The organism is Bradyrhizobium sp. WSM4872, from assembly GCF_055811715.1.
This window is the reverse complement of sequence record NZ_JBVVPT010000003.1, coordinates 105,558-117,708: the sequence shown is the minus strand read 5'-3', so window position 1 is coordinate 117,708 and position 12,151 is coordinate 105,558. Positions and strand designations below refer to the sequence as shown.

Genomic DNA, 12,151 nt, shown 5'->3' with positions numbered 1-12,151 from the left:
TCGCGTCGAACCTGAAGTCGACGGAAAAATGACAGGAATTCCGCTGTGTTAGCGGCTTTTCCTCGTTCCCGGTCTTGTGTTTTGGCTCCCAATCCGGTTTCACTGCAGGCCATCACTGATTCCTCGAGTATTGCCATGCGGTTGTCGCGGTTCTTTCTGCCCATCCTGAAGGAAAATCCGAAAGAGGCGGAGATCGTCTCGCATCGGCTGATGCTGCGTGCCGGCATGATCCGGCAGGAGGCCGCCGGCATCTATGCCTGGCTGCCGCTCGGCTTCCGCGTGCTCAAGAAGATCGAGCAGATCGTGCGCGAGGAGCAGGACCGCTCCGGCGCGCTGGAACTGTTGATGCCGACGCTCCAGCTTGCCGACCTCTGGCGCGAGAGCGGCCGCTACGACGCCTATGGCCCCGAGATGCTGCGCATCGCCGACCGCCACAAGCGCGAGCTGCTATACGGGCCGACCAACGAGGAAATGATCACCGAGATCTTCCGCGCCTATGTGAAGTCCTACAAGAGCCTGCCGCTGAATCTCTATCATATTCAATGGAAATTCCGCGACGAGCAGCGTCCCCGCTTCGGCGTGATGCGCGGCCGCGAATTCCTGATGAAGGACGCCTATTCGTTCGACCTCAACGAGGCCGCGGCACGCGTCGCCTACAACAAGATGTTCGTGGCGTATTTGCGCACCTTCGCGCGGATGGGGCTGAAGGCGATCCCGATGCGCGCCGAGACCGGCCCGATCGGCGGCGATCTCAGTCATGAGTTCATTGTGCTCGCCGAGACCGGCGAATCCGGCGTTTTCATCAATCGCGACGTGCTGGACCTGCCGGTGCCGGGCGAGGACGTCGACTATGAGAGTGATTTGACGCCGATCATCAAGCAATGGACCTCGGTCTATGCGGCGACGGAAGACGTTCACGACGCCGCGCGCTTCGAGCAGGAAGTGCCCGCGGACAAACGGGTGAACACCCGCGGTATCGAGGTCGGGCAGATCTTCTATTTCGGCACGAAGTATTCCGATGCGATGAAGGCGCTGGTCGCGGGACCCGACGGTGTCGACGTGCCGATCCACGGCGGCTCCTACGGCGTCGGCGTCTCGCGCCTGCTCGGCGCCATCATTGAGGCCTGCCATGACGATGCCGGCATCAAATGGCCGGAGGCCGTTGCCCCGTTCCGCGTGTCGATTCTCAACCTCAAGCAGGGCGATGCCGCGGTCGATGCGGCCTGCGAGAAGCTCTATGCGGAGCTGTCCGCCAAGGGCGTCGACGTGCTCTACGACGACACCGACCAGCGCGCCGGAGCCAAATTCGCCGCCGCCGACCTGATCGGGATCCCCTGGCAGATCATGATCGGGCCGAAAGGGCTCGCCGACGGCAAGGTCGAGCTCAAGCGGCGAAGTGACGGCGCCCGCGAGACCATGTCGCCTGCGGACGCGGTCGCAAGACTTGTGGGCTGATAAGGCTGGTCGGCTGAATATTGTTCATCGCCCGAGATCGCGGCCGCCAATCCGGCCACATTTGACCCCGAATCATGGGACTATCAAGCGATGGATGAACCCATGACCGAAACCGTTCAAACCGCGCCTTTTGCGCCATTCGAGTGGATGCTGTCGGCGCGTTACTTACGCGCGCGCCGCAAGGAGGGATTCATCTCGGTCATTGCCGGGTTCTCCTTCCTCGGGATCATGCTGGGCGTGGCGACGCTGATCATCGTCATGGCCGTCATGAACGGCTTCCGCAAGGAGCTGCTCGACAAGATCCTCGGGCTCAACGGCCACATCCTGGTGCAGCCGCTGGAATCGCCGCTGACCGACTGGAAGGACGTCGCCGACCGCCTCAGCCAGGTCCAGGGCATCCGGCTCGCAGCGCCCGTGGTGGACGGTCAGGCGCTGGCGTCATCGCCGTGGAACGCCTCCGGCGTCCTGGTGCGCGGCATCCGCTCCGACGACCTCAACAACCTCACCTCGATCGCCAAGAACATCAAGCAGGGCTCGCTCGAGGGTTTTGACGACGGGCAGGGGGTCGCGATCGGCCGGCGCCTCGCTGACCAGCTGTCGCTGCACGCCGGCGACAGCATCACGCTGGTGGCGCCGAAGGGCGCGGTCACGCCGATGGGCACGACACCGCGCATCAAGCCGTACAAGATCGCAGCGGTGTTCGAGATCGGCATGTCGGAGTATGATCTCGGCTTCGTGTTCATGCCGCTCGCGGAGGCGCAGGCCTATTTCAACCGCAGCAACGACGTCACCTCGATCGAGGTCTTCACCACCAATCCGGATCAGATCGTCGCGTTCCGTCAGGCCGTGACGGAGGCGGCGGGGCGGCCGGTGTTCCTGGTCGACTGGCGTCAGCGCAACTCGACCTTCTTCAACGCGCTCCAGGTCGAACGCAACGTGATGTTCCTGATCCTCACCATGATCGTGCTGGTCGCGGCGCTCAACATCGTCTCCGGCCTGATCATGCTGGTGAAGGACAAGGGCAGCGACATCGCGATCCTGCGCACGATGGGGGCCTCGCAAGGCTCGATCATGCGCATCTTCCTGATCACGGGCGCCTCGATCGGCGTGGTCGGTACGATGGTCGGCTTCATCGTCGGGCTGGTGATCTGCCTCAACATCGAGTCGATCCGGCAATTCCTGTCCTGGCTGACCAGCACCGAACTGTTTTCGCCAGAGCTGTATTTCCTGTCGAAGCTGCCCGCCGAGATCGACATCGGCGAAACCTCGGCCGTCGTCATCATGGCGCTGACGCTGTCGTTCCTGGCGACGCTGTATCCATCCTGGCGCGCCGCGCGCCTCGATCCCGTCGAAGCGCTGCGGTACGAGTGAGGGGCTGATGGAGAGCCAGGGGGCGGAAGATGTACCGGTCATTTATCTCCACGAGATAAAGCGGCAGTACTTGCAGGGAGAGGTGCCGCTGACGATCCTCGACGGCGCCAAGCTCGCGCTGTGGGCAGGCCAGTCCGTCGCGCTGGTGGCGCCGTCCGGCTCGGGCAAGTCGACGCTGCTGCATATCGCGGGACTGTTGGAAGCGCCCGATTCCGGGGAGGTCTACGTCAATGGCGCGCCGACCTCGCAACTGCCCGACATCGAGCGCACCCAGCTTCGCCGCACCGACATCGGCTTCGTCTACCAGTCCCACCGGCTGCTGCCGGAGTTCTCGGCGCTGGAGAACGTGATGATGCCGCAGATGATCCGCGGCCTCAAGAAATCAGAGAGCGTCAAGCGCGCCAAGGAGATCCTTGGCTATCTCGGCCTCGGCGAGCGCATCACGCATCGTCCGTCCGAGCTGTCGGGTGGCGAGCAGCAGCGCGTGGCGATCGCGCGCGCGGTGGCCAATGCGCCGCGGGTGCTGTTTGCGGACGAGCCGACCGGCAATCTCGATCCGCACACCGCGGACCACGTCTTCCAGGCGCTGATGCAGCTCGTCAAGGCGACCAAGGTCTCCATGCTGATCGCGACCCACAACATGGAGCTCGCCGGCCGCATGGACCGCCGCGTGTCGCTGTCGAACGGCCAGGTGGTCGAGCTCGAGTAAGACACGCGAAAACAACCCCATGCACAGTAGCCAAGTGCTTGGCCGGACTGACGAAAAAAATGGCGCCCCCCGGAGCCCTCAAGGCCGGATCACCGTCAATTTGAACGGTCCGCCATTGGTGGCGGCATGGTCCACCGCCTCGTTGGCATGGTCGAGATCGAAGGCGGTGGCCTCGTACTCCTCCAGCCTCAGCAGTCCCGCGCGCACCAGCGCGATCAGGCGGCCTGCCGCATCCGGCGGGTACATCCAGACGCCGTGGATGCTGATGCAGTTGCGCATGATCCAGGGGTAGGGCAGTTCGAGCCCCGCGCCGCCCGCCATGCCGACGCCGCCCATCAGCACGACGCGGCCGTAAGCGCGCACCGTCATGATCGCCGCGCGCACCACATTCGTGCTCACCGAGGGCGGCATGATGTCGAGCACGCAGTCGATGGGCCCTCGCGCCGCGCGCTTCATGCTCTCGCGGTCGTCGTCCTCGTTGCCGGAGAGACTGACCGGCTTGACGCGATCGCCGAAGCGGCGGACGAGGTCGGCCAGGATCTTGTCGTTGCGGCCGGGCGCGACCACGCAGGCCGCGCCCATCGCGAGCGCGACCGAGACGGCTGCGCTGCCGAAATTGCCGGTGGCCCCGCTCACCAGCACGGTCTCGCCCGGCTGAAGATTGGCGGCAAGGAAGCCGCCGTAGGGCACCAGCAGCGTCCCCAACGCGCACCATCGCGTGGCTTCGTCGGACGTGATTTGGCCAAGACGCTTCGCGTTCTCCGTCGGCACCCGCATCTGCTCGGCGAACGAGCCGTGGCGAAAATGCTGTTGCAGGCGCATGGCGCCGGCACCGGGTGCGGTGAGTCCTTGCAGGGCAATGTCGGGCGCTGCGGCGTCGTCGCGCGAGCGCACCGTCGGATCGCAGAACACCCAGTCGCCAACGCTGAGCTTTGTCGCGTCCGGGCCGACGGCGCGGACCCGGCCGATGCCGCCTGGCCCCGGGATGATCGGCAGGTCGAGCGCATAGTTCCGCTCGCCGCTGAAGACCTCGTTCATGTAGGACAGCACCCGCGTTGCGATGACGTCCACGATGACCTCGCCCGTGCCGAGTACAGGCTCCGCGGCTTCCTCAATCGCAAGCGGCGATCCAAACGATTTCAATACGGCAGCTTTCATGATCTCACCTCATGTTCGGGTGAGGCCCATATGCGCCGGCTTTTCAGGTCCGGGAAGGCCTGGTATTATCCTAGTATTCCCTGGGCCCTCCATCGAGGCACGTCACCATGGCCGACCCACGCCGCGTTGAATTCGGCGACTTCCTCAGGTCCCGCCGCGAAAAGCTGTCGCCGAAGACCGTCGGGCTTCCCGCGGGCCTGCGGCGCCGCACGGCGGGCCTGCGCCGCGAGGAGGTCGCGCAGCTCGCCGGCATCGGTGTCGACTGGTACATCCGGCTCGAGCAGGGCCGCACCGTCAGCCCCTCGGTCACCACGGTCGACGCGCTGGCGCGCGCGCTCCGCCTCAGCAAGACCGAGCACGCCCATCTCAAGGCGCTGGCGCGCGACGGCGACAGGCGCGCGTTCACGCGCGAGATCGTGCCCCCGCCGGTTCGGCGGATGATCGAGAGCCTGGCGCAGCCGGCCTACATCACGGGGCGGCGCTGGGACGTGCTGGCCTGGAACGCGGCGGCCGAGGAGATCTTCGGGTTTGGACAATTGCCCGAGCAGGACCGCAACACGCTGCTGCTGGTGATGACGAACAAGCAGACGCGAAAATTCTACGGTGCCGGCTGGGCGGATGTCGCGAAGAGCATGGTTGCGATGTTTCGCGCCACTCACGACGTCTGGGCCGGCGATCCTGCCTTTACGGAATTGCTGACGCGGCTGCGCCAGGGCAGTCCGGAATTCGTCAAATGGTGGGAAGCGCACGAGATCCGCAGCACCGCCGCGGGCCTCAAGACCATGAACCATCCGACCAAGGGCGTGCTCCGGTTCGAGCACACCAGCTTTCAGGCCAATGACGATCCGGCGCTGAAGCTCGTGATCTACACGCCGGTGTAAGGGAGTTGACGATGAGCTGAGTACCAACAAGGCTGCTCATCGCGCCCCTTGCGACGGCGTTGCCGAAGGCGTTGTCCCGCCGCTCGGGACAGGATTGGCTGTCACCGGCCAGGCAGTCGATTGCCAAGGGACTGCCGGCCAGGAGCCTTTCGGAGCCGATGCTACTGACGCGCACGAGGCGACAAGTTGCGTCCACACAGACGTCAGGCCCGTCAAGTCGATGTTGAACTGCGAGATATCCGCCTCGTCATCGGGCATCAGCGTGGTTTCGCGGACATGCAGCGAGCGGGACGCCAGTATCACCCTGACCATGTCAGGATCGATGCTGCCGCGCCACACTTCGTATTTTCCGGCCCGCAGCGGAGATCCCCCGGCCGTCTTGTCCGGCTCGGCGTCCGCCGTCACCAGGATGGTGCTCTTGCCGGCAGCCGTCTCGTCGACTTCGCTGGCGAATGTCAGCGGAACGCGCTTCCCGCTTTCGCAGGACAGGCGCCATTCCATCGTCCGGAACGAAGCGCCGTTCTCCTTCTTCAGTATCGCGAACTTCCGGACGAAGGGGCGCGCCTCCTTTTCCAGTTTCCACGCTGTCTCGGCAAGCGAACGCGTGTCGATGCCGAAACGATAGAGCTCGTCGCGCGTCAGCATGTGCAGGTTTTCGAACTTCACAGTCCGGATCAGATCGTCAAGCTCGCGGCTGATCCCCATCGCCGCGATGAACTCAGCGCGATCGCGATCGGCCCTGGCGATCCGGCGCTGCCTGTATTCCGCGACGGCCGCCGGAGGCGGATGCCCGTGAAAGGCAAGGACCAGCCTGGAATTATGGACCGCCACCGCGGCGTCGGGGGCGACCTCGCGCGATGTCGCTCCGAGAAACAGGTAGCCGCAGGCCGAGTTGCACATCGCATGGTAAGTGGTGAGTTCGGCTTCCACCTCACCGCCGGCGTTTTTGATTTTCAGGCACGCGGCGTCCACCTGCGTGCCCGCGGCGCACGCCGTCGCGATGGTTCGGCCGACCCGGGCGATCGCCTTGCGGCTGCGCAACAGCCGCCCGATGACATAGGACTGCTCCACGTTTCCGCCGGGCGAATAGAGGTAGATCGGACGCTGCGTGTCCTTGACGCCGGCGAGGAAGCGGCGAATGCGCGGCGCAGCGTCCTGGTCGATATCGCCCTCGATGGCGATCCAGCGGTCGCAGCCCGGCCCGCACGCGTCAGGTGACCCCTTGGCAAGATAGATCGTCAGCCTGGACGCAAATCCAGCCTTCTCGGCCGGCGTCCCTTCGGCATGCAATGCGCCGGGAAGCAACAGCGAGGCCAGGACAAGCAGACTACGGGCGAGCATGAAACGACGGGGACCACGCGGTGAAAAGCAGAGATGGATGCTACACGACGATCCGCACTGCCACAACTTGAAGTGGCGCGTCCGCGCGGCTCTGTCCACGGGGCCTGGATTGGCAATCGGGCGGCCACGTGGAAGCAGGCAGAACGGCAATCTGCCAGGGACAGTGATGACGGGAACCTAAATGCCATCATGCGGTTATCGCGCAGACAATCTGCGCGACCCGTCTGCATCACTCGAAGTTCAGGCGGGCTAACTGAAGCGAACAGCAGCGGGACGATCAGGCAGCTAGCTCATCGTGGAGCTAGGGAAGTGGCAGGGGAAGACCAATGACGACAGCGACCGGGGTCCGCTCGGCCGATCGCAATTCCGTCTTAGCCACACTCGGCGATTACATCCGAGAGATCAGCAATCCCGACGATCTCGCCTATGCTGCGGCGGAACTGCTCGGCCGTAGCCTCAACGTCAGCCGGGCGGGCTACGGCACGGTCGACACCTCAGCCGAGACCATCACCATTGTCCGCGACTGGAACGCACCGGGCATCCTGAGCCTCGCAGGCGTCCTGCGCTTCCGCGACTATGGCAGCTACATCGAAGATCTCAAGCGGGGCGAGACCGTCATCTGTGCCGATGCGGAAAAAGACCCTCGCGTCGGCGATCGTGCCGAAGCTCTCGAGGCGATCTCGGCGCGCGCGCTGGTCAACATGCCGATCTCGGAGCCCGATGGGGTCGTGGCGCTGCTGTATTTGAACAATGCCGGGCCGCGCGAATGGAGCCCTGAAGAGCTGGAGCTTATTCGCGACGTTGCCGAGCGCACGCGCACGGCGGTCGAGCGCCGCCGTGCGGAGACGGCCGTGCGGGAGAACGAAGCCCGGCTGGTTTTCCTGGACGCACTCAACAAGGAGACGGCCAGGACTCGCGATGCCGACGGCGTGATGGCGGTCACGACCAAAATGGTCGGCGAGCATCTCGGCGTCTCGAACTGCGCCTATGCCGACATGGACCCGGACCAGGACGGCTTCACGATACGCGGCGATTGGGCCGCGCCCGGCGCAATGCATATCCTCGGTCACTACAGTCTGGCCGACTTTGGCAAGAAGGCGGTGCGAGAGTTGGGCGCGGGCAGGCCGCTCATCATCAATGACAATTTGAGGGAGATTGCGCCGGACGAAGCCGCCACTTTCCAGAACATCGGGATCGGTTCGACGATCTGTATGCCCTTGGTGAAGGAAGGACGACTGACAGCCCTGATGGCGATTCATCACCGCGGCCCGCACCGGTGGACGCCGCGCGAACTCGCCTTGCTCACCGAAGTGACCGAGCGATCGTGGGCCCACATCGAGCGCGTCCGATCGGAACAGGCGGCGCGGGAGGCCGCCGAACGACTGACGCTTGCAAACAAGGCGGCCGGTATCGGCACCTGGGACTACGACCCGGTCAACAACGTCCTTCGATGGGATAGCCGCTGCAGGGAGGTGTTCGGTCTACGGCCGGACGCCGAAGTCAGCTATGAAGGGTCGTTCCTGAAGGGCCTTCATCCCGAGGACAGGCAGCGCGCCCACGAGGCCGTCTCCGCAGCCCTGACGCCGCACGCGCCGACGACCTACAATATGGAATACCGAACCATCGGCATCGAGGATGGGGTCGAACGCTGGATCGCCGCGACCGGTCAAGCCATCTTTGCCAATGGCCAGGCTGTTCGGTTCATCGGAACGGTTCTGGACATCACCGCGCAAAAGAAAACCGAGCGTCATCTTAGACTGCTGAATGATACCGGGGCTTCGGTCTCTCGCGAACGCGATCTCGAGAAGATCGTCCAGATCGTAACGGATGCCGGCGTCGAGCTGACTGGCGCTCAGTTCGGGGCCTTCTTCTACAATGTCGTTGCGCCGGATGGCGGCAGCTACATGCTGTATTCGCTGTCCGGTGTGCCGCGGTCGGCTTTCGAGAACTTTCCGATGCCCCGCAACACCGCCGTGTTCGAGCCGACGTTCAAGGGCACGGGTGTGATGAGGTCCGATGACATCCTGCAGGACCCGCGCTACGGCAAGAACGCGCCGCGGAAAGGCATGCCCGCGGGGCATCTTCCGGTCCGATCCTACCTGGCGGTCCCCGTGATCTCGCGAACCGGCGAAGTCCTCGGCGGACTTTTCTTCGGTCACGCCGAGACGGGCAAATTCCAGGCCGAGCATGAGGCCGCATTGCTTGGTATTGCGGGCCATGCCGCAACCGCTATCGACAACGCCCAGCTCTTGACCCGGCTGGAGGCGCTCAATGCCGGATTGGAGCAACGTGTTGCCGACGAAATTGCCGAGCGCATGAAAGCCGAAGAGCAGCTGCGGCAATCCCAGAAGATGGAAGCCGTCGGGCAATTGACCGGCGGCATTGCCCACGACTTCAACAATATGCTGGCCGTTATTCTCGGCAGCCTGAACCTTGCCAAGCGGCGGCTCGGCAGGGGAGAGGTCAGCATAGACCGCTTCATCGAGGGCGCCATCGACGGCGCAAATCGCGCAGCCACGTTGACGCAGAGGCTCCTCGCGTTCTCGCGCCAACAGCCGCTCGCGCCTGAAATCGTGGACATCAACAAGATGGTCGGCGGGATGAGCGAGCTGCTCGAGCGCTCGCTTGGCGAGCTGATCCGCCTCGAGACGGTGCTGGCGGCTGGCCTCTGGCGGGTCAAGGCGGACCCGGCCCAGCTCGAAAGCGCCATGATCAATCTCGCGGTCAACGCGCGCGATGCCATGCCAAAGGGGGGCAGGCTGACGATAGAAACCAGCAACGCCTCGATCGATCGAAAATATGCTCGCGAGTATGCGCTCGCACCTGGGCAGTACGTTCTCGTCGTCGTGACGGACAACGGCACCGGAATTCCGGCCGATGTGCTCGGCAAGGTGTTCGATCCGTTTTTCACGACCAAGGTCGTGGGCAAGGGGACCGGCCTCGGCCTCAGTCAGGTCTACGGTTTCGTGCGGCAGTCGGGCGGCCATGTCAAAATCGACTCGGAAGTCGATGTTGGCACGACCGTGAAGATCTACCTTCCACGCTTCGCCGGCGAGGAGGCGGGCGAAGATCTGTCGCTGGAAGCGATACCTGCCGGTGCAAGCCATCAGAACGAAACCATTCTCGTCGTGGAAGACGATGAGCGCGTCCGCAGCATGTCGTCCGAAAGCCTGCGCGAACTCGGCTACACCGTCATCGAGGCAGCCAGCGCCAAAGACGCGATCAGGACGATCGAGAATGGCTTCGTTCCAGATCTGCTGTTCACGGATGTCGTCATGCCCGATATGACCGGCGCCGAGCTTGCGGCCGAGCTGTCGAGACGATACCCGGGGCTGAAGGTGCTGTTCACCACCGGCTACACACGCAATGCAATCGTTCACGATGGCGTGCTCGATGCCGGCAAGCATCTGCTTCCGAAGCCCTTCGCTATCGAAGACCTGGCTGCCAAGGTCCGCATCTTGCTCGACGAGATCTGAACGCGCTTTGCAAACGATCTCTCCCGTTTGCAAGCCGCCTCCACAAGGGCTATGTCCCGGCTTTCGGAAGAGCACGACATGACAATCTCGGACGACAACGACCTCGCGCGCCTGAAAGAAATCGGGCGCATCGTCGCCAATATCCTGGAGGCAATGGGAAAGGCGCTCGAGCCGGGCATGACCACCTCCGAGCTCGACCGGATTGGCCGAACGCTGCTGGAGGCTGCCGGCGCACGTTCGGCTCCGGAGCTGGCCTACGACTTCCCCGGGGCGACCTGCATCAGCGTGAACGAGGAGATCGCTCATGGCATCCCGGGCGATCGGCGGATCGCGCGTGGGGACCTCGTGAACATCGACGTGTCAGCCGAGAAGAACGGCTTCTTTGCGGATACGGGAGCCTCATTCGCCGTTCCACCCGCAACCCGCGCGGTCGAACGTCTTTGCAGGGATGGCCGGCGCGCGATGTGGACGGGCCTGCAGCAGGTTGGAGCCGGCAAGCCGATCGCCGGTATCGGCCAAGCCATCGGGACCTTCGCGCGGAAGAACGGTTACAGCCTGGTCAGGAACCTTGCCAGTCACGGCGTCGGCCTGTCGCTCCACGAGGAGCCGACGGAGATCGCAACATGGCCGGACCGCTCCGAACGCCGCGTCATGAGCGAAGGCCTGGTGTTCACCGTCGAGCCGTTCCTGTCCCTTGGCGCCGAATGGGCACAGGATGGCGATGATCCGTGGACGCTCTACAGCAGCCCCGAGGCGCCGACCGTTCAATACGAGCACACCGTGATCGCAACCCGAAGCGGACCGTTGATCGTTACGATGGCTGGTTAAGAGGCGTCCTCAAGCCACCGGATCTCGGGCAGCATCCGAATGGCTTCGACTTCGATTATCCCGCGCCAGCGGCGGTGCTTAGTCTCGCCGACCAGATTGCCGAGCGTGGCGCCGGAAGCTCAACGCGAGGCGGGCCGCATATCAGCGTCCCGATCTAATTGACGCGCCGCGAGCGGCGAGGGGGCTTCTTCTGCGCAAAATACGGGTTCGCCTCGCACGCCGCCGACCGACCGACGGCTAAAAATCTGCACTGCTCGAGCGAGGTGTAGCGGCAATCGAAATAGCCGACGGGACCGTAGATATGCATGCAGACCGGATAGCTCGGATCGTAGGTCTGCGCGTGCGCAGGCGCGCCCGCGAGGAGCAGGCCGGTCGCAAGGAGCGCGAGGCGCATCTCAGCGCGGCACGTAGTAGCCGGGTGAATAACCCGGCACCTGCGCGCGCGGCCGGTTCTGATACGCATAGGGATCGTCGCTCTGGCCCGCGAAATACGGGTTCGCGATGCAGGTGAGGGCGCGGCCTGACGAACTCGCTTGGCACTGCGCGTAAGTGTCGAACGTGCAATTGCTCAGCCCCGGCCATTCATCGCCGGTGAGACAAAAGGCATGGTGAGTGCCGAACGCGCGCGCCGGCGTGCTTGCGTCGAGCGTCAGCGCAAATGTGGCGAGTGCGAGCGAAAATGTGGCGACAATGGGGAGAGCAGTTCGTCTGCGCATTCAATTCTCCAATCACGCGAACGTGCGCGCGACGTTGTCACGCGCTCGTGCTGCAGATGTCGTGTAGCCGACGATGGAACTCATGAAAACACTTGTTTCAAAGGGTTTCCCGCGCGCGGTGGTAAATCTTCATTAATGAAGCGCGATCCTTTGGCGCGGACTGTGGCGTCGAGGTTACAGCAATTCCGTCGAGCGCTGTTTATGACGACGCCACGG

The 12,151-nt window shown here is 64.0% G+C and carries 10 protein-coding genes; 6 read left to right on the top strand and 4 right to left on the bottom strand.

What is annotated here, in order from left to right:
* Nucleotides 1-135 precede the first annotated feature (135 nt).
* The 3 genes from proS to AC0L3C_RS06195 all read left to right on the top strand — a co-directional run bounded on the left by proS (nt 136) and on the right by AC0L3C_RS06195 (nt 3,535).
* Nucleotides 136-1,455, top strand: a complete 1,320-nt coding sequence (proS, locus tag AC0L3C_RS06205) for a proline--tRNA ligase (RefSeq protein ID WP_007610920.1) — start codon at nt 136-138, stop codon at nt 1,453-1,455.
* Nucleotides 1,456-1,545: 90 nt separating this feature from the next.
* The gene (locus AC0L3C_RS06200; protein ID WP_473259931.1) at nt 1,546-2,826 is read left to right on the top strand and encodes a lipoprotein-releasing ABC transporter permease subunit; all 1,281 of its coding nucleotides are present in this window, start codon (nt 1,546-1,548) and stop codon (nt 2,824-2,826) included.
* Nucleotides 2,827-2,833: 7 nt separating this feature from the next.
* Complete coding sequence (locus tag AC0L3C_RS06195; RefSeq protein WP_007603608.1) at nt 2,834-3,535, top strand: ABC transporter ATP-binding protein; 702 nt, start codon at nt 2,834-2,836, stop codon at nt 3,533-3,535.
* 78 nt (nt 3,536-3,613) lie between these two features.
* On the opposite strand, the gene AC0L3C_RS06190 is transcribed toward AC0L3C_RS06195, so the two are convergent.
* A complete protein-coding gene (locus AC0L3C_RS06190) occupies nt 3,614-4,693 on the bottom strand; it encodes an alcohol dehydrogenase catalytic domain-containing protein (RefSeq protein WP_473407446.1) in 1,080 nt (359 codons plus the stop codon).
* 107 nt (nt 4,694-4,800) lie between these two features.
* On the opposite strand from AC0L3C_RS06190, the gene AC0L3C_RS06185 reads away from it, so the two are divergent.
* Nucleotides 4,801-5,574 (top strand): helix-turn-helix transcriptional regulator, encoded by a 774-nt coding sequence (locus AC0L3C_RS06185; RefSeq protein ID WP_473407445.1) that lies wholly within the window; start codon nt 4,801-4,803, stop codon nt 5,572-5,574.
* A 36-nt stretch (nt 5,575-5,610) separates the two neighbouring features.
* Here AC0L3C_RS06185 and AC0L3C_RS06180 read toward each other — a convergent pair whose 3' ends face one another.
* Nucleotides 5,611-6,915, bottom strand: coding sequence for a hypothetical protein (locus AC0L3C_RS06180; protein ID WP_473407444.1), 1,305 nt, complete (start codon nt 6,913-6,915; stop codon nt 5,611-5,613).
* Nucleotides 6,916-7,241: 326 nt separating this feature from the next.
* Here AC0L3C_RS06180 and AC0L3C_RS06175 point away from each other — a divergent pair, with 326 nt between their 5' ends.
* Nucleotides 7,242-10,391: a GAF domain-containing protein gene (locus AC0L3C_RS06175; RefSeq protein WP_473407443.1), complete on the top strand. Its 3,150-nt coding sequence runs from the start codon at nt 7,242-7,244 to the stop codon at nt 10,389-10,391.
* Between the two features lie 78 nt (nt 10,392-10,469).
* Nucleotides 10,470-11,219: a type I methionyl aminopeptidase gene (gene map, locus AC0L3C_RS06170; protein ID WP_473259943.1), complete on the top strand. Its 750-nt coding sequence runs from the start codon at nt 10,470-10,472 to the stop codon at nt 11,217-11,219.
* A gap of 154 nt (nt 11,220-11,373) precedes the next feature.
* Here map and AC0L3C_RS06165 read toward each other — a convergent pair whose 3' ends face one another.
* Both AC0L3C_RS06165 and AC0L3C_RS06160 read right to left on the bottom strand, forming a co-directional pair.
* The gene (locus AC0L3C_RS06165) at nt 11,374-11,613 is read right to left on the bottom strand and encodes a DUF3551 domain-containing protein (RefSeq protein ID WP_473259945.1); all 240 of its coding nucleotides are present in this window, start codon (nt 11,611-11,613) and stop codon (nt 11,374-11,376) included.
* 1 nt (nt 11,614) lies between these two features.
* Nucleotides 11,615-11,935: a DUF3551 domain-containing protein gene (locus tag AC0L3C_RS06160; protein WP_473259947.1), complete on the bottom strand. Its 321-nt coding sequence runs from the start codon at nt 11,933-11,935 to the stop codon at nt 11,615-11,617.
* Between the last annotated feature and the right edge of the window lie 216 nt (nt 11,936-12,151).